We start from the raw sequence: 20895 nt of genomic DNA, 5'->3' as shown, positions 1-20895 counted from the left end.
TATCTAGGGTGTGCGCCATGCCCCCTGTCGCCCCCGCCCATCTGGCCATGTTCTCGATCGCCGCCCACGGGCACGTGAACCCGAGCCTGGAAGTCGTCCGCGAGCTCGTCGCGCGCGGCCACCGCGTCAGTTACGCCGTCCCCGCCCCCTTCGCCGACACGGTCGCGGAGACGGGGGCCACGCCCGTCGTCTACGCCTCGACGCTGCCGACCGACGACGACCCGGACGCCTGGGGCACCGAGCTCATCGACCACGTCGAGCCGTTCCTGAACGACGCCGTGCAGGCCCTGCCGCAGCTCGCCAAGGCCTTCGAGGAGGACGTGCCGGACCTCGTGCTCCACGACATCACCGCCTACCCGGCCCCCGTCCTCGCCCACACCTGGGGCGTGCCCGCGGTCTCCCTGTGGCCGAACCTCGTGCCCTGGGAGGGGTACGAGGAGGAGGTCGCCCAGCCGATGTCCGCCGAGCTCAAGACCTCGCCGCGCGGGAAGGCGTACTACGCGCGGTTCGAGGCGTGGCTCGCCGAGCACGGGATCGACACCCTTCCGGACCGGCTGATCGCGCGGCCGCGGCGCGCGCTCGTCCTCATCCCCCGGGCGCTCCAGCCGCACGCCGACCGGGTCGACGAGTCCGTCTACACCTTCGTCGGCGCCTGCCAGGGCACGGGTGCCGAACAGAGCGAGTGGCGGCGGCCGGAGGGCGCGGAGAAGGTCGTCCTGGTGTCGCTCGGGTCCTCCTTCACGAAGCGGCCGGAGTTCTACCGGGCCTGTGTGGAGGCGTTCCGCACGCTGCCGGAGTGGCACGTCGTCCTGCAGATCGGGAGGTTCGTGGACGCCGCCGAGCTCGGAGAGCTGCCGGGCAACGTCGAAGTGCACTCCTGGGTGCCGCAGTCGGCGATCCTGCGGCAGGCCGACGCGTTCGTCACGCACGCGGGTGCGGGCGGCAGCCGGGAGGGCCTGGCCACCGCCACGCCGATGGTCGCCGTCCCGCAGGCCGTCGACCAGTTCGGGAACGCCGAGGTGCTCCAGGCCCTGGGAGTCGCCCGGCACCTGCCGAGCGAGGAGGTCACCCCCGAGCGCCTCCGGGAGGCCGTGCTCGCGCTCGTGGACGACCCCGAGGTGGCCCGCCGGGCGGCCCGGATCCAGGAGGGGATGGCGCACGAGGGCGGCACGCACCGCGCCGCCGACCTGATCGAGACGGAGCTCGACCGGGCCCGCGGCGCGGCCGAGTTCCCCGGGGTGCGCGGCGCGGCCCGTTCGTCCGAGGCCTGATCTCCCCGGGGCGCTCGGCGGCGCGGCTTGCGCGTCCGAGGCCTGAGTCCCCAGGGAGGGTCCGGCGGCAGGACCCACCGGGGATTCGGCCCTGCGATCCCCGGGGACCTGCGGCCGACCCCCCGGGGATGCGGCTCTCGCGGTCCCCGGGGATCTCCGGGTCAGACCACCGCGCCCGTGCGGTCCCGGCCCGTGCCCGCCCGCTGCCCGCGCGCCGCCGTCTCGTGGGGCGCGGGGGCCGGGTGCCGGGACTCCAGGCTGACGGCCAGCGGCATCGCGGTGAAGACGGTGGACGCCATGCCGAAGACCACGCCCGCGAGGACGGCGACGGAGAAGTCCGTCAGCGAGTCGCCGCCCAGGACGGCCAGGGCCACGAGGACGAAGAGCGCGCCCATACCGGTGTTGACCGTGCGCGGGAGGGTCTGGGCGACGGCCCGGTCGGCGAGGTCGGGGAGCGGGACGCCCCCGCCGCGGCGGCGGAGTTCGCGCAGCCGGTCGAGGACGACGACGGAGTCGTTGACCGAATAGCCCACGACGGTCAGCAGCGCCGCGAGGAACACGCTGTCGACGGGCTTGCCCAGCCAGGCGAAGAGGCCGACGACGAGCAGGACGTCCTGGGCCATGGCGGCGACCGTGGCCGCCGCGTACGTCCAGCGGAACCGGACGGTCAGGTAGAGGAGTTGGGCCGCCACGGCGAGACCGAGGGCGATGAGGGCGTGGGTGCGCAGCTCGCCGCCGAGGCTCGGGCCGATCAGGTCGTCGCGCTCCACGGCCACCGGTCCGGCGACACTGCCCAGCGCGTCGCGGATCTCCTGCTGTTCGTCGTCCCCGGTCTCCCGGGTGCGGACCGAGACGGATCCGTCGCCGGTCGTCTGCACGACGGCGTCGGAGAAGCCCGCACCGACGACCGCCGCGCGCGCCGCGTCGGCGTCCACGGGGCGTTCGGAGGCGTACTGGACGACCCGGCCGCCGGTGAACTCGACGCCGAGCTCCAGGCCCCGGACGCCGATGCCCGCCAGGGCCACCAGCAGGAGCGCGGCGCATCCCGTCAGCCAGCGCCGGCGCCGGGCCATCAGCCGGGGTACGCGCCGGTTGAGGCGCGTTCGGAGCCGGCCGAGGCCGGCGATGCCGATGATCGAGGGCCGTCGGCGCACGGCGGGCAGCCGCAGGGCCCAGTCGGCGAAGAGCCGGGTGATGACCATGGCGGTGAGCATCGAGGCGACGACACCGATCGCGAGCGTCACGCCGAAGCCCTTGACGGGGCCCGAGGCGAAGACGAAGAGCAGGCCGGCGGCGAGGAGGGTGGTGACGTTGGAGTCCGCGACGGCGCTCCACACCTTGCCGAAGGCCGTCGCCACCGGGCGGCGCGGATCGGGGGCGGCGGCGGGGCGGCCGAGGGCCGCGTACTCCTCCCTGGCCCGTTCGAAGACCAGGACGTTGGCGTCGACGGCGATGCCGACGGCCAGGACGAAGCCCGCGAGGCCGGGCAGGGTGAGGGTGGCTCCGAGGGCGACGACCGCGGCGTACGAGATCAGCCCGTACAGCAGGAGGGCGAGGGTCGCGAGGAGGCCGAGGAGGCGGTAGACGACGATGACGAAGACGCCGGTGCAGGCCAGGCCGATGACGGCGGCGAGGGCGCTGGCCCGGATGGCGTCGGCGCCGAGCGTCGGTCCCACGGTGCTCTGTTCGACGGTCGTCACGGGCACGGGCAGCGCGCCGCCCTGGACGAGCGCGGCGAGGTCGCGTGCCTCCTTCCCGGAGAATCCGCCGGTGATCTGCGCGGAGCCGCCGCCGATGCCCGCCCCGCAGGCGACGCCGGTCTGCATGGCGGGGGCGGAGACGATCCGGTCGTCGAGGACGATCGCGACCCGGCGGGCCGGGTCGCCGGGTGCGGCGCAGGCGGCGTCGCCGGTGAGCCGGGCCCAGGCGCCGGCGGCGCGGTCGCGGAAGGAGAGGTCGACGGTCCAGCCCCGTCCGGTCGCGGTGTCGAGGACGGCCTCGGCCTCGTCGACGCCCTCACCGGTGAGGGCGGGTGCGGCGAGGGCGAGGAAGCGGCCGGGCGCGTCCGGGTCGGCGAGGACCCGCTTCCCGTCGGCGGCGGCCGGTCCGGCCGGGCCGTCGGCGGCGCCGGTGACGGCGTGGAGGGTGAGCTGTGCGGTGCGGCCGATGACCTCGGCGGCCTGGCGCGGGTCGCGCAGGCCGGGGAGTTCGACGACGATGCGGCGCTCGCCGGAGCGGGCGAGCGAGGGTTCGGCGACGCCGAGGCCGTCGACGCGTTTGCGCAGGACCTCCAGGGCGCGGTCGGTGGCGGCCGCGTCGGCGCGGACGGTAGGGGTGTCCCGGGTCTCCAGGACGATGCGGGTCCCGCCGCGGAGGTCGAGTCCGAGGCGGGGCGGGGTGGTGAGGGTGATCCAGACGGAGAGCGCGACGACGGCGAGCGCGAGGAGCGCGCGCCAGAGGACGGCCCGGGAGGGCTGGGAGGACATGGGTGACTCCACGGACGGCGCACGGTCGGCGGGCCGCCACCTGGTGGGGCCCTGCCGTCCGTGCCGGACGAACGGTCGGATGCGCGCCGGCGAAGGACCGGTCCGGGACATGCCGATGGCCCGGACGGCGGGCGCGGGAGAACGTCAGCTGTGCCGGGGAGCGGGAGGGCCGCGGGAGTCACGCGGCTGGTGGCGGTCGCCGGGCGGCGCGCGCTCACGACGGGGCCCGGCCGCGAGGACGCCGCGGGCGGGTACGGAGAGGTCGGGCACCGGGGCGGCCGGCGTGGCGGGCGGCACCGGGAAGCGTACGGAGTGCTCGACGGCGGCCGGGAGTTCGGTCACGGTGTCGGACGCGAGATGCGGATCCGGGGGCGTGGTGAGGCGCTTGGCGCCGGCCTGCGGAGCGTGGTCCGCGGAGCCCACGGGGTCCGTGTGGTGCGCGGCGCCGGCGGTCCCGGCGGCGTGCGCGGTGACGGAGACAAGAGCGGGGGCGGGTGCCGCCTGGGCGCTCGGTGTCTGGAGCAGGAGCAGGGACCACAGGGCGCAGAGGACCACGGTCAGGAGGGCCGTGAGCTGTCGCGCGGCACGTATCACCGGCTCCGCCCCCTCTCCCGTACGCGGCTGTCTCACCGTCATGTGTGTGCTGGGGCCTCAGCGTAGACCGGAAGGGTGGTGGGCGGGACACCGGCCCGCTCCCTGGGGTGTCGCGCGCACGGCGGATGAGTACGCGTGCTCATGTCCGGGCCGCGTGGCCTCGGGACGATGGGGCTGTTCACCGCTCCGTCCTCGGAACCAGGGGGCTCTCCCGTGCTCAGCCGTCTCGCCGCGAACCTCGTCCCGTTCTTCGGGCGTCTCACCGTCACGACCGACCCTGGGGCCCGCCTCGAACCCGGCAGCATCATCGTCGTCAACCACACCTCGCTCGCCGATCCGGCGCTCGTGCTCGCCGCGCTGCGCGGGCGGCTGGCCGTCGAGCCCGTCCTGCTGGCCGCCGCTGGCCTGTGGCGGATCCCGCTGCTCGGCCGGGCGCTGGCCCGCGAGGGCCATGTGCCCGTCCACCGGAAGTCGGCGACGGCCTCGGCCGCGCTGGACCACGCGGCGGTCGCGCTGGCGTCCGGGCGGCACGTGATGCTGTACGCGGAGGGCCGCATCCCGCCTCGGCGGGACGCCGCGGAGAACCCGCCGGAGCTGTTCCGCACGGGGCTCGCGCGGCTGGCGCGGGCGACCGGGGCGCCGGTGGTCCCGATCGGACAGGCGGGTGCCCGCCGGATCACCTCCGGCGGGCGGACGAAGCAGATCGCGGGCGTGCTCACGGCGCCCGTCCGCAGACCGGGGCTGCATGTGCACATCGGTGCGCCGATCCGGCTGCCGGAGGACGTGGCCGAGGCGACGGCCCTGGCCCACGGCGCGGTGACGGAGGCCTGGCGGACGGCGGCCGGGGCCCTGGGCGAGCCGGCGGCCCTGGGCACCGGGGCTCCTCGCGTCGGTCCGTCGCGACCGGGGTGGCGCCGGTCGGTCCGGCGCCGGGGCTGAGGCGCGCCGCCGATCAGGCGTTCCCGTCCGGGGCGGGCGGCGCGCGGTGCGCCTTCGCCTGCGCCTCCTCCGCGTCGGCGAGCCAGAACAGCAGCGGGGACAGGGCGAGTTCGAGGACGGCGAGTGCCACCTGGAACGCGTGGGGCCACCCCTCCGCGGCGAGCGAGAGGAGGCGGCCGAGGGCTCCCAGCAGGAACACCGCGGTGAGCCCACGGACCGCGGCGGCCGGCACGGCCGGCTGTCTGGCGGCCCAGAGCCAGGCGAGGCCGTACCCGGCGAAGATCGCGCCGAAGAAGCGGCCGAGGCTGTCGATCGTCGGGCCCGCCGACTCGGCGCCCGGGATCGAGGCGTTGCCGAGCAGGACGTGGGCGATCCCGATCGCGGTGCAGGCGTACCCCATCGTGAGGACGAGTCCCCGCAGCGCCTTGGCTCTGGTCATGTCCGCAACCCCCAGCTGGTAGACACGTGTCCAGTAAAGTAGGACCCATTACTAGACGCACGTCAAGTAGAGTGGCGGGGTGCCTCCCCGCCGACGCCTCAGCCCCGCCGACCGCCGCGCCCAGCTCCTGCGGGTCGCCGCGCGGCTCTTCGCGGCGCAGCCGTACGACCTCGTGCTGATGGAGGACGTGGCCGAGCAGGCCGGAGTCTCGCGCGCGCTGCTCTACCAGCACTTCCCGGGCAAGCGCGATCTCTTCGCGGCGCTCTACCGGGAGGTCTCCGAGCAGCTGCTCGCCGCGGCGCGGTTCGATCCCGCCGACACGCTCGTCGAGCAGCTCGTCGAGGGCCTGGACGCCCACATCGAGTACTTCGCGGAGAACCGCAACACCGTCCTCGCGGCCAACCGCGTCCTGGCCGGGGACCTGCTCGTCCAGACGATCATGAACGACGAGCTCGACGCCCTGCGCGAGCGTCTGCTCGGCGTCCTGCCGCTCGCGGACGAGCGGTCCCGTGAGGCCGTCTCGGCCGCGGTGAAGAGCTGGCTGGTCTTCGTCCAGGTGCTGTGCGTCGACTGGCTGACGCACGAGACGTGCACCCGGACCGAGCTGCGTGACGTGTGCGTCGGCGCGCTCGTCGGCGCACTGCGGCCCCTGCTCGACGAGGACCCGGCCCCCGACTGGCCCCGCTGAGGGCGGCCGGGGGCTCGCGCCGGCTTGAGCGGCCCTACGCGTGCGGGAGCGCGGCCGCCAGGCCGAGGTCGCCGCCGGGCGGGGGCGAGAAGAAGCGGGTGACGTCCGCGGCCGTGACCTCGGGGAGCGTCGCCGGGTTCCAGTGGGGGTCGCGGTCCTTGTCGACGACCTGCGCCCGGATGCCCTCGACGAGGTCGGGAGTGGTCAGCGCCGTGCAGGAGACCCGGTACTCCAGGTCGAGGACCTCCTCCAGGGTCGTGAGCGCGCGGGAGCGACGGAGGGTGGCCAGGGTGGCCTTGAGCGCGGTCGGGGACTTCGTGAGGAGGGTGGTGGCGGCCTCCTTGGCGGCCGGGACGCCGGTCTCGAAGAGCTGGTCGACGATCGCCTCGACCGTCTCCGCGCGGTAGCAGGCGTCGATCCAGCTCCGCTGCTCGGCGAGGACGCCCGGCGGGGGCGTCGCCGCGTGCCGTGCGACGGCCTCGTCGACGGGCAGCAGGGTCAGGTCCCGGGCCAGGGCGGGCAGCGCGTCGGAGGGGACGACATGGTCGGCGAGGCCGGCGAGGAGGGCGTCGGCGGCCCCGATGTGGGCGCCGGTGAGGGCGAGATGGGTGCCGAGTTCGCCGGGGGCGCGGCCGAGGAGGTACGTACCGCCGACGTCGGGGACGAGGCCGATGCCGGTCTCCGGCATGGCGACCCGCGAGCGCTCGGTGACGACCCGGACGGAGCCGTGGGCGGAGACGCCGACGCCGCCGCCCATGACGATGCCGTCCATGAAGGCGACGTACGGCTTCGGGTAGCGCGCGATGCGGGCGTTGAGCCGGTACTCGTCCCGCCAGAAGGCCGCTGACGCCGTGCCGCCGGCACGGGCGTCGTCGTGGATGGCGCGGATGTCCCCGCCCGCGCAGAGGCCCCGCTCCCCCGCGCCCTCGATGACGACGGCGGTGACGGCCGGGTCGTGCTCCCAGGCGGCGAGGGCCCGGTCGACGGCGAGGACCATGGGGTGGGTGAGCGCGTTGATGGCGCGGGGGCGGTTCAGGGTGATGAACCCGGCCCGGCCCTCCGTCCGGAGGAGTACGTCGGGCGTTCCGGTCGGCACGATCACTCGGCCCTTTCCCTCGTCGGCTCACTGTCCCGGTCACCGTACCGGGGCACGAGGGTGGGCATGAGGGCGGGAAGACGTGAGGGCGGGAAGGACTCATCCGCTTCTCGCGGATCCTGATTGCACGGTGCACGGTCAGCGATCGACCGCTACCCCGCGTCCTCTGTGGCGAGTCCTTCCCGTCCCTTCCATGGAACCACCGCTCCGGTGGGGGCGCGAGCGCCCGTCGGAGCGGTGGTTCGGGGGTTCGGGGCGGGTCAGGCCGGGAGCAGGTCCTGGGGGACGCGCACCTGGCGGGGGGTCGCCATGCGGAGTTCGACGATGTCGCGGACCGTGGGCCACTCCTCGTCGAGGATCGAGTAGAAGGCCGTGTCGCGGACCGCGCCGTCGAGACCGCGGGAGTGGGCCCGGCGGACCCCCTCGCAGGTGGCGCCGAGGCGTTCGATCGCGATCCGTGAGCGGGTGTTGCGGGCGTCGGCGCGCAGGGTGATGCGGCGGACTCCCCAGACCTCGAAGGCGTGCCGGAACATCAGGTACTTGGCCTCGGTGTTCATGCCGGTGCCCCGGGCGTCGCCGGCGATCCAGGTGTTCCCGATCTCGGCCGCGTCCGGGACGGCGGTCAGGGGATCGCCGTGGGGCAGGCCGGGAACGGGGGGCCAGATCAGGGGACCCCGCCAGTAGTCGAGTTCGAGGAAGCGGGTCGAACCGATGACCCGTTCGTCGGCCGTACTGACCAGGGCGAAGGGCAGGCACCGGCCTGCCGCCTGATCCGCGAGGGCGCGGGCGATGTAGTCGAGGGCCGATTCGAGGCCGTCGGGCACGGGGGTGAAGGCGTAGGCCGATCGGTCCGCCCCGCCGGCCCGGGCGAGGGCGTCGGCGTGCCGCATCGCCAGCGGCTCCAGGCGCACGGTGCGCCCGGTCAGGAGAACAGGTACTGGCACGGAACCTCGGGTCTTTCACGGGCAGGGGAGGCTCCCGCCACGGGTGGTCCGCGGCGGCAGCAGGAGGGAGGTTCTCGCCGGGTGCCGATCACGTCAAGAGCGACAAACGAGCAGGTAAAACGGTTCGTCACCGGTGCGAGGAGGACAGTATGCAGCCACAATCGCTCGGAGAACAGAACCCGGAACGAACCCGGATGCACGGGTGGGTGAAGCCTCTCGGACACCCGGGTTCGCCGGTCTCACGGGGCGGACGGAGCCGCCCGCCAGTCGGACGGTGAACGCGCTCAGACGCAGGTGGGATGGCCCCAGCCCTCGGCGTTCTTCGCGATCGTCTCGCCCTTGTCGTACGCCTTCCCGCAGCGGCAGCGGCCGGAGAATCGGGCCTTGAGCGTGCCGCCGTTCGGGCGACCCTTGCGGGCGGAGGAGGATCCGGACGCGCCGGAGGAGCCGGCGGGCGCGGAGGAGCGCGAGCGGGGCGCGGAGGAGCGCGTCGCCGGTTCGGGCGGGGGCAGAGGGGCGCCGGTCGCGGAGGCGAGGGGCTCCTGCGTACGGGCGCTGTGGCTGGCCGCTCGGTCGGCGGCGTCGTTCAGCGGGTCTCCGTCGACCTGGTGCGCGGGGACGTAGACGAAGTCGACGTCCCGGCCGGTGAGCAGGGCGTCGATCCGGACCACGAGGTCCTTGTTGGCGACGGGTGTGCCCGCGGCCGTCTTCCAGCCCTTGCGGCGCCAGCCCGGGAGCCAGGTCGTGACGGCCTTCATGGCGTACTGCGAGTCCATGCGGACCTCGGCGGGCACCGCCGGGTCGAGGGTTTCGAGCAGTCTTTCCAGGGCCGTGAGTTCGGCGACGTTGTTCGTCGCCCTGCCGAGCGGGCCCGCCTCCCAGCGGTCGACCGTTCCGTCGGAACCGCCGATGACCCAGGCCCAGGCCGCGGGGCCGGGGTTTCCCTTGGACGCGCCGTCGCACGCCGCGATGATCTTTTGCACCATCCCACGATCCTGACACGGCGCCGGGGGCGGGCGGCCCCGCCCCCGGCGGGCCGGTCAGAAGTTGCCGTAGTTGACCTGCCAGGTGGGCAGGCCCATGCGGCGCCACAGGGCGACGACGCGGTCGCGGTCGTCCAGGGAGACACGGACGGCGTAGCGGTGGCGCACGTGGGCGTCGAAGAGCTCCGCCTTCACGAGGTCGTCACCGCGGCCGTCGCCGGAGGCGCGCATCCACAGCTCGTCGTAGGGCACCTCGTGGCGGGCGAGCCAGGCCTCGGTGATCTCACGGTGGTCCTCGCTGCGCCCGGACAGCAGGACGATCCGGTCGCTCTCCGCGGCCCGGAAGGCGCGCAGCGCGTCCCGGACGGAGATGTTGAGGAGGTCGGTGTCGCAGCGCGTGAAGTCGAACGGGCCCCGGTCGCCGCGCAGTGCGAGCGTGCCGTCGATGTCGCACATCACCGCCGACGGGAGGGCCGGGTCGGCGACGTACAGGGTGCCCGCCTGACTGCCGCCCAGCCACTCGGCGGTGAGGCGCCAGCCGCCGCGGGTGGCCTTGGCGTGCTTGTCGGCGAGGATCCGGATGATCTCCTCGCCGACGGGCCTCTCGCGGGCGGCGTCGCGGCGGACGCACTCGTCGACGGGGACGTGCGTGAAGTCGTGCACGACGAAGGTGACGGGCCGGCCGGTGACGGCGGCCTTGAGCCGCTTCGGGATGTGCGGGGTGAGGTGGGTGTTGTCGACGACGACGTCGAAGCCGTCGTCGACGGCGGACCGGACCGCGGCGTCCTGGATGTCGAGGACGGTCCGCTCGTGGGCGTGCGAGCGGCCCCGCTCGGGGGCGGGCACGTCGAGCATGGTCCGGAGGTCGTCGAGGTTGACGCGGCGTACGCGGCCCTCGGCCTCGGCCTGGAGGGCTCGGGCGGCCGTCGTCTTCCCGGAGGCCGGGAGGCCGGTCATGACATGGACCACAGGCACGGTCAGTTCTCCTGGTCGTGGGTGAAGGGATCGGTGGCCTCGGGGCGCAGCTGGCGCCAGACGAGGAGGTCGGTGGGGCGCCCGTCGAGACGGAGGAAGAGCAGGGCGCGCAGGGCCCGGTCGGGGACGTCCGCCGCGGCGCGGGCGAAGGCGGCACGGTCGTCCGCGAGGTGGGCGAGGACAGCGTACGCCTCGTCCAGGGCCCGCTCACGGCCCGCTGCGGCCGCTTCGAGACCGGCGATGACCTCGCGCACCCAGGCGTCGAACTCGTCGGGGACCTGCTCCAGGAGGGCGTCGAGCGGCTTGCCTCCGGAGGCCTCGACCTCGGCGACGGAGCAGCCGAGGCCCTTGGCCACCTGTCCGGCGGGCAGGGCGGCGAAGCGCTGGATGCCGTGCCCGCGCCAGATGTCCCGCTCCGTGACGCCGGTGAGCACCTTGTGGAGGCGTACGTACTCGGCGATCTTGGCCTTGGCGCGCACGCCCGAGGCGAAGCGGAGCACGAACCCCTCGGCGTCGGTGCCGGTCGCGGGGGCGCCGCCCGGGAGGGTGTTGGACTCGGTCAGCGCGACGAGCTCGGCGACGGTCATGGCGGGCCACACACGGACGACGGAGCCGATCGGGCCCCAGGGGCCCGCGGCCTCGGCGAGCGGCGTCTCGGTGCCGTCCGGGCCGAAGGCGGCGAGCAGGACGAGGTCGCGGCGGTCGCCGTAGTTCACGACGATGCGGTTCTGCGGGTACAGGATCTCGGCGAGGTACGTCACGCCGGGCGTCAGGCCCGAGGTGTCGGCGTCGTCGAGCCGGCGCTGCGCCCAGGTGGCCTGGGTGCTGGTGAAGGAGCCCTTGGAGGCGGCGCGCCAGCGGCCGGCGTAGTGGAAGACGACAGCGAGGCTGCCGTCGACCTTGTCGTACACCTCGAAGGGTTCGTCGGGCAGCGGCGGTGCGTAGGGGCGGCCCGAGGTGTGTTCGGAGAGGTTGAAGAACTTGGGGAGGGGAAGCGCGACGATCCGCCCGGTGGCGTCGTCGGCGACGAGGCCGCGGCAGCGGGTGGTGGCGCGGTTCCAGCGCTGTTCGTACTGGCACGCGCGCGTGTACGTGTAGATCGACAGCGGCAGCTCGGGGTGGCTGCGGCGGGCGATGTGCCCGGCCGCGAGGGCTTCGTCGAGCTCCTCGGGCGCCATCAGGTCGTGCAGAGTCAGGGTCGCCTGGCTCATGGGGTCCCTCCCGTTGTTCCGATGATCCATTCTCACGACGGGGCCACTCCGTGGACAGCGAATATTCCCCTGCGGGGCCCGGGATCGGGCAGGACGGCGGGCTCCCCGAGCCCGGGCGTGTCGGTGGTGCCCCGTAGACTCGCCGTCGCCCCCGCCGGTGACGGAACCGGCGCAGTCGAAGGAAGCGAGCCCCATGAACCACGCGGACGGCACGGCACCGATCTACGCCGAGCTCATACGGGAGCGGGGGGATGTTCCGGCCGACGTCCGCCAGGTCGCCGAGGACGTGCTGCGGGACCTCAGCCGGGTGATCCAGCTGCCGCCGCAGGGTGCTCCGGGGCCGCAGGGCGCCGTCGCGCACGGCGGTGTCGGCGCGCAGCTCGCCGTCGGCGGGCCCGCGGGCCCGATGGGGCAGGGCGGCCCGATGGGCCAGGGCCCCATGGGGCAGGGTCCGATGGGGCAGGGTCCGATGGGCCAGGGCGGTTCCATGGGTCAGGGCGCCGCGATGGGGCAGGGCGCTGCCATGGTGCAGGCCGGCGCCGCCGTCGTCCCGCACCGGCCGATGCGCTAGGTCCTGTCGTCAAACTCCCGTCGTCCGCCCGAAGGGTGGGCCCTGCGGCGGCAGGTGCGTGCTCTCGGCGTGCCGGGCGCGGGCCCGCGTACTGGATGTACGCGGGTCTGCGCCCGGTGCGGCGAGAGTGCGTGCATGGCGTCGCGGGGCAGGCGGGAGTTTGACGACAGGACCTAGGGCCAGGGCTTTCTCCTCGTGTGAGGGTCTTGTCGGTGTCGTAGGTCACGATGTCCTCGTAGGGTCCGTGCCGGTCGGCCGGGCCCCGTACGACGAACAGGGGATGACCACATGGCCGAGGTTCTGCTCTTCCATCACGCGCTCGGGCTGACGGAGGGGGTCGTCGCGTTCGCCGACGAGCTGCGGCGGGCCGGGCACACGGTGCACGTGCCCGACCTGTACGAAGGGCGGACCTTCGAGGACCTGGAGGCGGGGGCCGCGTACGCCCAGGAGGTCGGGTTCGGCGTCCTCACGGCGCGTGGCGAGCGGGCGGCCGAGGCGCTGCCGAAGGAGCTGGTGTACGCCGGCTTCTCGCTCGGCGTGCTGCCCGCGCAGAAGCTGGCGCAGAGCAGGGCCGGGGCCGTGGGCGCGCTGCTGCTGAGCGCGTGTGTGACGGAGCGCGCGTTCGACCTGGACTGGCCGGAGGGCCTGCCGATCCAGGTCCACGCGATGGACGAGGATCCGTTCTTCGTCGACGACGGAGACCTGGCGGCGGCGCGCGAGCTGGTCGCGGACGCCGGGAACCGCGAGCTGTTCCTCTACCCGGGGAGTGCGCACCTGTTCGCGGAGCGGGGTTCGGGGTTCTTCGTCCCGGAGGCGGCCGAGGTGTGTCTCGGGCGGGTGCTCGGCTTTCTGGCAGGCCTCGACGCGTAGGGCGGGTCGTGCGGGGCGGGGTCAGCCGATCGGTCGACCCCGGGGTCGACCGTCCGACCGCCGGTCGGGGGCCGGGCGGCGGACCGGGCGGGGCCTCGCGCGGGCGGAGGATCGGGGCAGGCGCGGAGACCGCTCCCGGGTGGTGCCGTCCGCGTGTGTCCCGTACCGAGGAGTTCCCCATGACGAAGTTCCGCCGTGCTTCCCGCTCCGCCCGGGTGCTCGTGCCCGGAGCGGTGGCCGTCGCCCTGCTCGCGGGCTGCGCGCAGGGCTCGGGGGCGGCGGGGAGCGGCTCGGCCTCCGCGACCGGCCCCTCGCCGTCCACCGGTTCGGCGCCCGCCACCGGTTCGGCGCCCTCCGCCGCTGCCTCCGTGCCGCTGCCCGACGCCTCGGCCGCTCCGGGCAAACTGCTCGTGACCGACTTCGGCTCGGACACCGTCACCTTCGTCGACCCCGAGCGCGGGGCCACGGGCTCCGTGAAGGTCGGCACCGCTCCGTACGGGATCGTCCTCGGCGCCGACGGCCGGGCCTGGGTGGCGACGGCCGAGGGGGTGGCGGTCGTGGACACCGAGCGCCGGGAGCGGCTGGCCCTCGTCCCGTACCGGACGGACACCGGCGCCACGAGCACGGGCGAGTACCGGGGCGGCGGCATGGGCATCGCGCTCGCACCGGACGGCCGGCGGGTGTACGTCGGGGTCAACGTGCCCGACGGGAACGGCACGCTGGAGGTCCTCGACACCGCGACCCTGCGGTTCACGGACACGGTGCCGGTGGGGCGGCGCCCCTTCGACGTCGACGTGTCCCGGGACGGCGCGGAGGTGTACGTGACGAACCACGACTCCTTCGCCGTCACGGTCGTCGCGGCGGGGTCGCTGAGCCCCCGCCGGGTGGAGGTCGCCCCCTACGGGACGGAGGGCGGGCTCGGCTCGTGGCTGAAGCCGCACTACGCTTCCGTGCGGCCCTCGGACGGCCGGCTGCTGCTGCCCTTCGAGGGTGAGCGGCTCGCGGTCGTCGATCCCCGTACGGGCCGGACGACGATCGAGCCGATGACGGCGAACACCCACCAGCACGGCACGGCGGTGACCGCCGACGGGACGCTCCTGACGGTGGGCACGGGCCCGATCGACCCGGACGTGGACGAGGGTCCCTCCCTCACGGTGCGGAAGCCCGACGGCTCCGAGCGGGTCCACCCGCTGGACGGTCCCCACGAGAGCGTGGCGGTGTCCCGGGACGGGCGTACGGCCTATGTGACCGGCGGGTTCACCCGGGACGGTCACTGGGACGGGCTGACCGTCGTCGACCTCGACTCGGGTGAAACCCGCCGGCTCCCGGCGGGCTCGCGGCCCCTGGGGATCGTCGTCCTCTGACCCACGCGGACGGCCTCGAAACGAACCGGTCCGAGGAGCGGGCCGAGGAGCGGGCCTGGCCGAAGGGCAGACCCGGCCGAGGAGCGACACCGCCGCAATGGGGATAAAAAGGGTGGAGCACGGATAGTCGGCGAAAGGGCGGACAGCGTGACTCGACCGAGGATTCTCGTGGTGGGCGCCGGGTTCGCCGGAGTGGCCTGCGTACGGCGGCTCGAACGGCGGCTGACGGACCGGGAGGCACTGATCACGCTCCTCTCGCCGTTCTCCTACCAGCTGTATCTGCCGCTCCTCCCCCAGGTCGCCTCCGGCGTGCTCACCCCCCAGTCGGTCGCACTGTCGCTGCGGCGCAGCGAGCGGCACCGTACGCGGATCGTGCCGGGCGGCGCGGTCGGGGTGGACACGGCGGCGAAGGCCGTCGTGGTGCGGACGATCGCCGGCGAGTTCGTGACCGAGCCGTACGACCACCTCGTCCTCGCGCCCGGCAGCGTGACCCGCAGCTTCGACATCCCCGGTCTCGCGGAGCACGCGCGCGGCATGAAGACGCTCGCGGAGGCCGTGTACATCCGGGACCACGTCATCGCCCAGCTGGACCTCGCGGACGCGAGCAACGACGAGGCCGAGCGGGCCGCGCGGCTGTGTTTCGTGGTGGTCGGCGGCGGCTACGCGGGGACGGAGACGGCGGCCTGCCTCCAGCTGCTCACCCACAACGCGGTCAAGCGGTACCCGCGGATCGATCCTCGGCTGATCAAGTGGCATCTGGTGGACATCGCGCCGAAGCTCATGCCCGAGCTGGGCGAGAAGCTGGGCACCGCCGCGATGGACATCCTGACCGGGCGGGGCATCGAGGTGTCGCTCGGTGTGTCGGTGGCCTCGGTCGACGAGGAGGCGGTGACCCTCACGGACGGGCGCGTCCTCCCCAGCCGGACGCTGATCTGGACGGCCGGGGTGGCGGCGAGCCCGCTGATCGGGACGCTCGGCGCGGAGACCCTGCGGGGCCGGCTCGTGGTCTCGCCCGACATGGCCGTGCCGGGTGTCGAGGGGGTGTGGGGGCTCGGCGACGCGGCGGCGGTGCCCGATCTCGCCAAGGGCGACGAGGGGGCGATCTGCCCGCCGACCGCGCAGCACGCGATGCGGCAGGGCAAGGCGCTCGCGGACAACGTCGTGGCGACGCTGCGCGGGGAGAAGACCCGGCCGTACGTCCACAAGGACCTGGGTCTCGTGGTCGACCTCGGCGGGATGGACGGGGTGTCGAAGCCGCTCGGGGTGGAGCTGCACGGGATGCCGGCGCAGGCCGTGGCCCGCGCCTACCACTGGTCCGCGCTGCGGACGAACGTGGCGAAGACCCGGGTCATGACGAACTGGCTGCTCAACGCGGCCGCCGGCGACGACTTCGTACGGACCGGGTTCCTCGCCTCGAAGGCGGGGACGCTGCGGGACTTCGAGTACACGGAGGCCTATCTGACGCCGGAGCAGGTACGGCTCCACACGGGCGCGTTCCGCGGCGGGGCGGTGGGCAGCGGCTGACCGCGACCGCACGCACGGGGACGCCCGCGGTGCGTGCGTCCCCGTGACGAGCAAGGACGTTTCCCGGGGGCTCCCGGGTCACGGATGCCCGGGCCCGCGTCACGGATGCCCGAGAGCGCCCCCGGGCACGTGGCCGCGCTCAGCGGGCGAGCACGGCGGCCGGTCCCATGACGACGACCGGCTCGCGGGCGGGGTCGAGGGCGACGAGGAGCTCGCGCAGGGTGTCGCGCTCCAGGGCGACGCAGGCCTGCGTGGGGCCGCCGTGGTCGACGTGGATCCAGACGCCGCCGCCCTTCTCTGGGCCGAGCGGCCGCTCCTTGTCGAGCGGCGTGCGACCCGGCACGCGGTTGTAGTCGATGGCGATGACGTGGTCGAAGGAGCCTTCGAGGGACTCGCCGGAGAAGCCGGTGCCGCTGATGGCGAACTCCTGGTCCTGGTCGTACGGCAGTCGGGCGCCCGGGTCCGGGAGCCGCCCGCCCGCGTCGCCGAGCCGGAAGACGCCGATCGGGGTGCGCAGGTCCCCCGCGTCGTGGTCCTCGGTCCAGCCGCGGAGCGCGTTGCGGGCGGCCCACGGCCCCGCGGCCTCGGTCCACCGGCCCGCCGCGTTCCGCTCGTAGAGCACGGCCGTGGCGGTGTTGCTGTCGGCCGTGGCTCCGGTGACGACGAAGGCCTGTGCGGTGCCGTCGGGGATGCGGGCCTGGGTGCGCGGGCCGACGCCGGGGATCCGGGTGACCCGCTCGGGGCGGGCGTCGCCGACGGGCGGGGCCGGGGCGACCGAGGCCGTCGGGGGCTTGGGGGTGGACGGCGCGGGGGCGGGCGGGGCGGTGCGCGCGCAGCCGGTGAGCAACAGGGCCGCGCACAGCGTGCCGGCGTATCGCAGCGCGGGGGCGCCCTTGCGGACGGGCATGGGACGGCATCCTCCTGGCCGGGGGCAGTGCAGCGATCCGTACCCGTTCGGCGGTCGGGGCTGCGGCCGGAACGGCGCCCCCACCCGTTCGGCGTACGAGCCGGCCAGGCGGGAAAGAGGTTGACCCGTCGCGCCGGGCGCGGTTTCCTGCCCGGATGAACGATCTTCGTATCGAACGGGCGAGCAGCGAGGCGCAGCTCGCGGACTGGCGGACCGTCCACAACACGATCATCCCCACGGCCGTTCTCTCCCTCGACGAGGTGCGGGAGCGGGCGGGCCGGAACCGGCTGGACGTCGCGTACCTCGGGGAGGTCGCGGTCGGCTGTTCGACGGTGCGCCCGCCGGACGAGGAGACGGCGGCGACCGTCATCGCGCGGACGCTGCCCGGTTTCCGGGAGCGGGGCTTCGGGACCGCGCTGTACGAGCGGGGGCTCGCGCACGCGCGGACGCTGAGCGACGAGGGCGTCGAGACGGTGGTGCTCGCCTCGAACGAGGAGGGGCTGCGGTTCGCGCTGGCGCGCGGCTTCGTGGAGGTGGAGCGGTACGTCCTGCCGGGCGACGCGGTTCCGTTCGTGACGCTGCGCCTGCCCTGAAAGCCCGCGGCCTGACGATTCGTCAGGTCATTTCGTCACGGGTATGGGAACCTTCGCGGCCCGACGCTACCCTCCGCGCATGATTCGGACAGTGGTGTGGGGTACCGGAAATGTCGGGCGCGCGGCCATCCGTGCCGTGGACGCCCACCCGGGTCTCGAACTCGCGGCCGTGCTCGTGTCCGACCCGGCGAAGGTCGGCCGCGACGCGGGCCGGCTCGCCGGGCTCGACCACGATCTCGGGGTGGTGGCCGACGACGACGTCGGCGCGGTCCTGGCCGGCCGGCCGGCGGCGGTGGTGTACGCGGCCTCCGGCGACACCCGGCCCGACGGGGCTCTCGCGGACGTGGCGCGGGCGGTCGCGGCGGGCGCGGTGGTGGTCACGCCGGTGCTGTATCCGCTCTACGACCAGCGCAACGCGCCGCCCGAGTTCCGGGACCCGGTGCTCGCGGCGGTGGCCGAGGGCGGCGGTTCGCTCTTCGTGTCGGGGGTGGACCCGGGCTGGGGCAACGACGTGCTGCCGCTCCTGGTGAGCGGGCTCGGCACCACGGTGGACGCGATCCGCTGCCAGGAGATCTTCGACTACTCGACGTACGAGCAGGAGGAGTCGGTCCGGGAGCTGGTGGGGATGGGCAGGCCGATGGAGTACGAGCCGCCGATGCTCTGGCCCTCGGTGCCGACCATGATCTGGGGCGGTCAGGTGCGGCTGATGGCCCGCGCGCTGGGCGTCGAGCTCGACGAGATACGCGAGACGATGGAGCGGCGTCCGCTGGAGACCTCGGTGAAGACCCGGACGATGGGTGCCTTCGAGGCGGGGACGCAGGGTGCGATCCGCTTCGAGGTGCAGGGGATCGTCGGCGGGGAGCCCCGGATCGTCATAGAGCACGTCACCCGCATCCACCCCTCGTGCGCGCCGGACTGGCCGGTGCCGCCGGACGGGGCGGGGGCGCACCGGGTGATCGTGGAGGGCAGCCCGCGGATCGAGGTGACGGTGGCGGCGACCGACGAGGGCGAGAACCGCTCGGCGGGCGGCAACGCCACGGCGGTGGGCCGGCTCGTCGGGGCGATCGACTGGCTGGTGGCGGCGGAGCCGGGACTGTACGACGCGTTGGACGTGCCGCTGAGGCCGGCGGTCGGGAAGCTCGGAAGGAGAGCGCGATGATCATCGACATCCCCGAGGGGCAGGAGCCGATCGGGTACGTGTGGGGCGACATGGTCCCGGAGATCGGGACGGCGGCGGCGAACTTCTCGCTGTCGGTGTACGCCCACACGACCCTGGGGCTGCGCGAGTTCGAAGCGGCGCGGCTGCGGATCGCGCAGATCAACGGCTGCGGGTTCTGCCTGGACTGGCGCACCGACCGGGACGGCGAGAAGGTCGAGGACGGCTTCGACGAGGTGGTCGCGGCCTGGCGGGAGACGGAGGTCTCGGAGGCCTTCGACGAGCGGACGCGGCTGGCGGCCGAGTACGCGGAGCGGTACGCGCTGGACCACCACGGCCTCGACGAGGAGTTCTGGGCGCGGATGACGGCGCGGTACAGCCAGGCGGAGATCGTGGAGCTGACGATGAGTCTGGGCTCGTGGCTGGCGTTCGGGCGGCTCAACCGGGTCCTCAACCTCGACACGGTGTGCGTGCTGCCGACGCACTGAGGTCCCCGGGAGCACGGGAGGGGCCGGCCGGTTCTCCGGCCGGCCCCTCGGGCCGTTCGCGAGGTCAGAAGTCCTCGGCGACGATCCGTTCGATGTTGCGCTCGGCGAGGGCCGTGATGGTGACGAAGGGGTTGACGCTGGTGTTGCCGGGGATCAGGGATCCGTCGATGGCATAGAGGCCGGGGTAGCCGTGGAGCCGGCCGTAGTTGTCGGTCGCCCTGCCCAGGACCGCGCCGCCGAGCGGGTGGTACGTGAGGTGGTCGCCCCAGATCTTGTAGGCGCCGAAGAGGTCGGTGCGGTAGATCGTCCCCTCCTTGCTGTTGATCTTGTCGAAGATGGACTTGGCCATGTCGATGGAGGTCTGCTTCCAGGCCCGGTCCCAGCTCAGGTCGACCTTGCCGGTGGCCGGGTTCCAGGAGAACTCGGCGCGGCGCGGGGTGCGGGTGATGGAGAGGTAGAAGGAGGCGTAGGTCTCGATGCCGGTGGGCAGCGGGGCGACCTCAGCGAAGGCGCCGCCGGCGTTCCAGTTGTCGATGCCCGCGGTGGGCATGGAGGACTGGAGCTTGCCCGTGGGGTCCCACATGTGGTTGGCGCGGCCGCACATGACGTTGCCGTTGTCGCCCCAGCCCTTGCCGATGTGCTCGTTGAGCGAGGGCAGGGCGCCGGTCGCCTTGAGACGGGTGAGGAGCTTGCTGGTGCCGACGCTGCCGGCGGCGAAGAAGACCCGGTCGGCGCGGACGGTCTTGGTGGCGAGGGTCGCGCCGGTGGTGTCGATCTGGTCGATGACCACGGTGTAGCCGCCGGCGGCGGCCGGGCTGACGGAGGTCACCCGGTGCAGCGGGGAGACGCTCACCCGGCCGGTGGCGGCGGCCTGGGCGAGGTACGTCTTCTGGAGGCTCTTCTTGCCGACGTTGTTGCCGTAGATGACCTCGCCCGCCAGGGCGGACTTCTGGACCGTCCCGGCGGCCTCCTGCTTCATGTAGTCCCAGTCGTAGACGTTGGGCACGAAGACGAAGGGGAAGCCGGAGCGCTGGGCGTGCTTGCGGCCGACCCGGGCGTACTGGTAGCAGTCCGCGTTCTCCCACCAGTTCACGTCCACCGAGGTGACGCCGAGGCCCGCGTTGGCGCGCGGGTAGTAGGTGGCGTACATCTCGGCCGGGTCGACGGTGGGGAGGATCTCCGGGAAGCGCTCCCGGAGCGGTGTGACGGCCATCCCGCCGTTGACGAGGGAGCCGCCGCCGACGCCGCGCCCCTGGTAGACGGTGATGCCGGCGAAGTCCTCGGCGTCGAGGATGCCGGTGTGGACGGGCACGTCCTTGTCGAGCGGGAAGCCGAGGAACTGGCTCAGCGGCTGCCTGGTGCGGGTGCGCAGCCAGAAGGAGCGGTAGTCCGGGGTCGTGGTGTTGGCGAAGATCTTGCCGTCGGGGCCCGGGGTGTCCCAGGCCATGCCCATCTCGATCATGTGGACGTCCACGCCCGCGCGGGCGAGCCGCAGGGCGGCGACGGAGCCGCCGTAGCCGGTGCCGATGACGAGGGCGCGGACCTGGGAACCGTCGGTGACGGGGGTGCAGTTCAGGCCGGGGACCTCGGCGCGGGCGGGGGCCGCGATCGTTCCGGTGAGGGCGGCGGCGCCGAGAACAGAACCTGTTCCCGCGAGAAAGCTGCGGCGGCTGACGCGGTGACTTCCCTGGGCGGACAGGGGGTGTTCACTCATGTGATCTTCCTCACTCGCGAGTGAATGGGAACACGTTCTACGACCGACCGCCGAGGAAGTCACGAGAAACTGCCGGGTAACT

Annotated in this window: 20 protein-coding genes; 10 read left to right on the top strand and 10 right to left on the bottom strand. The window is 74.0% G+C overall.

Translation table 11 applies throughout. The features are described 5' to 3' along the window. Positions 1–17 precede the first annotated feature (17 nt). Complete coding sequence (gene mgt / locus ACF08F_RS08885) at positions 18–1271, top strand: macrolide-inactivating glycosyltransferase (protein ID WP_392297829.1); 1254 nt, start codon at positions 18–20, stop codon at positions 1269–1271. A gap of 161 nt (positions 1272–1432) precedes the next feature. Here mgt and secD read toward each other — a convergent pair whose 3' ends face one another. After that, positions 1433–3757: a protein translocase subunit SecD gene (gene secD / locus ACF08F_RS08880; protein WP_392297828.1), complete on the bottom strand. Its 2325-nt coding sequence runs from the start codon at positions 3755–3757 to the stop codon at positions 1433–1435. A 144-nt stretch (positions 3758–3901) separates the two neighbouring features. Then, positions 3902–4351: a hypothetical protein gene (locus tag ACF08F_RS08875; protein ID WP_392297827.1), complete on the bottom strand. Its 450-nt coding sequence runs from the start codon at positions 4349–4351 to the stop codon at positions 3902–3904. A gap of 213 nt (positions 4352–4564) precedes the next feature. On the opposite strand from ACF08F_RS08875, the gene ACF08F_RS08870 reads away from it, so the two are divergent. After that, positions 4565–5290 (top strand): lysophospholipid acyltransferase family protein, encoded by a 726-nt coding sequence (locus tag ACF08F_RS08870; protein ID WP_392297826.1) that lies wholly within the window; start codon positions 4565–4567, stop codon positions 5288–5290. Between the two features lie 13 nt (positions 5291–5303). Here the strand turns inward: ACF08F_RS08870 and ACF08F_RS08865 are convergent, their stop codons facing one another. Beyond that, positions 5304–5729 (bottom strand): DUF4345 domain-containing protein, encoded by a 426-nt coding sequence (locus ACF08F_RS08865; protein ID WP_392297825.1) that lies wholly within the window; start codon positions 5727–5729, stop codon positions 5304–5306. 79 nt (positions 5730–5808) lie between these two features. Here ACF08F_RS08865 and ACF08F_RS08860 point away from each other — a divergent pair, with 79 nt between their 5' ends. Next, positions 5809–6417 carry a TetR/AcrR family transcriptional regulator gene (locus ACF08F_RS08860; RefSeq protein ID WP_392297824.1) on the top strand — a complete coding sequence of 203 codons (609 nt, stop codon included), beginning with the start codon at positions 5809–5811 and terminating at the stop codon, positions 6415–6417. Positions 6418–6451: 34 nt separating this feature from the next. Here ACF08F_RS08860 and ACF08F_RS08855 read toward each other — a convergent pair whose 3' ends face one another. The 5 genes from ACF08F_RS08855 to ACF08F_RS08835 form a co-directional block, all read right to left on the bottom strand. After that, the gene (locus ACF08F_RS08855; protein ID WP_392298247.1) at positions 6452–7513 is read right to left on the bottom strand and encodes an enoyl-CoA hydratase/isomerase family protein; all 1062 of its coding nucleotides are present in this window, start codon (positions 7511–7513) and stop codon (positions 6452–6454) included. 260 nt (positions 7514–7773) lie between these two features. Further along, entirely contained in the window at positions 7774–8457 is a 684-nt protein-coding gene (locus ACF08F_RS08850) for a GNAT family N-acetyltransferase (RefSeq protein WP_392297823.1), read from the bottom strand. A gap of 284 nt (positions 8458–8741) precedes the next feature. Beyond that, on the bottom strand, positions 8742–9443 hold the full coding sequence (locus ACF08F_RS08845) for a ribonuclease H (protein WP_392297822.1): 702 nt from the start codon (positions 9441–9443) through the stop codon (positions 8742–8744). Between the two features lie 54 nt (positions 9444–9497). Then, entirely contained in the window at positions 9498–10415 is a 918-nt protein-coding gene (locus ACF08F_RS08840; RefSeq protein WP_392297821.1) for an AAA family ATPase, read from the bottom strand. A gap of 2 nt (positions 10416–10417) precedes the next feature. Next, the gene (locus tag ACF08F_RS08835; protein WP_392297820.1) at positions 10418–11626 is read right to left on the bottom strand and encodes an RNA ligase; all 1209 of its coding nucleotides are present in this window, start codon (positions 11624–11626) and stop codon (positions 10418–10420) included. Positions 11627–11819: 193 nt separating this feature from the next. On the opposite strand from ACF08F_RS08835, the gene ACF08F_RS08830 reads away from it, so the two are divergent. From ACF08F_RS08830 to ACF08F_RS08815, 4 genes are all read left to right on the top strand, one after another. Next, entirely contained in the window at positions 11820–12197 is a 378-nt protein-coding gene (locus ACF08F_RS08830) for a hypothetical protein (protein WP_392297819.1), read from the top strand. Between the two features lie 288 nt (positions 12198–12485). Next, positions 12486–13067 (top strand): dienelactone hydrolase family protein, encoded by a 582-nt coding sequence (locus ACF08F_RS08825; RefSeq protein WP_392297818.1) that lies wholly within the window; start codon positions 12486–12488, stop codon positions 13065–13067. A gap of 179 nt (positions 13068–13246) precedes the next feature. After that, positions 13247–14431 carry a YncE family protein gene (locus tag ACF08F_RS08820; RefSeq protein WP_392297817.1) on the top strand — a complete coding sequence of 395 codons (1185 nt, stop codon included), beginning with the start codon at positions 13247–13249 and terminating at the stop codon, positions 14429–14431. A 147-nt stretch (positions 14432–14578) separates the two neighbouring features. Further along, positions 14579–15955: an NAD(P)/FAD-dependent oxidoreductase gene (locus tag ACF08F_RS08815; protein WP_392297816.1), complete on the top strand. Its 1377-nt coding sequence runs from the start codon at positions 14579–14581 to the stop codon at positions 15953–15955. 139 nt (positions 15956–16094) lie between these two features. Here the strand turns inward: ACF08F_RS08815 and ACF08F_RS08810 are convergent, their stop codons facing one another. Next, positions 16095–16862, bottom strand: coding sequence for a hypothetical protein (locus ACF08F_RS08810; protein ID WP_392297815.1), 768 nt, complete (start codon positions 16860–16862; stop codon positions 16095–16097). 155 nt (positions 16863–17017) lie between these two features. Here ACF08F_RS08810 and ACF08F_RS08805 point away from each other — a divergent pair, with 155 nt between their 5' ends. The 3 genes from ACF08F_RS08805 (at position 17018) to ACF08F_RS08795 (ending at position 19099) form a co-directional block, all read left to right on the top strand. Continuing rightward, positions 17018–17455, top strand: coding sequence for a GNAT family N-acetyltransferase (locus ACF08F_RS08805; protein WP_392297814.1), 438 nt, complete (start codon positions 17018–17020; stop codon positions 17453–17455). 79 nt (positions 17456–17534) lie between these two features. Next, positions 17535–18614 carry a dihydrodipicolinate reductase gene (locus ACF08F_RS08800; protein WP_392297813.1) on the top strand — a complete coding sequence of 360 codons (1080 nt, stop codon included), beginning with the start codon at positions 17535–17537 and terminating at the stop codon, positions 18612–18614. Continuing rightward, entirely contained in the window at positions 18611–19099 is a 489-nt protein-coding gene (locus ACF08F_RS08795; protein ID WP_392297812.1) for a carboxymuconolactone decarboxylase family protein, read from the top strand. Before ACF08F_RS08800 ends, ACF08F_RS08795 begins: the two co-directional genes overlap by 4 nt. Positions 19100–19163: 64 nt before the next feature. Here ACF08F_RS08795 and ACF08F_RS08790 read toward each other — a convergent pair whose 3' ends face one another. After that, positions 19164–20813 (bottom strand): GMC oxidoreductase, encoded by a 1650-nt coding sequence (locus ACF08F_RS08790; RefSeq protein ID WP_392297811.1) that lies wholly within the window; start codon positions 20811–20813, stop codon positions 19164–19166. Positions 20814–20895 lie beyond the last annotated feature (82 nt).

Source organism: Streptomyces sp. NPDC015130 (assembly GCF_043080005.1).
GTDB lineage: Bacteria > Actinomycetota > Actinomycetes > Streptomycetales > Streptomycetaceae > Streptomyces.
This window is presented reverse-complemented; position numbering and strand designations above follow the sequence as displayed.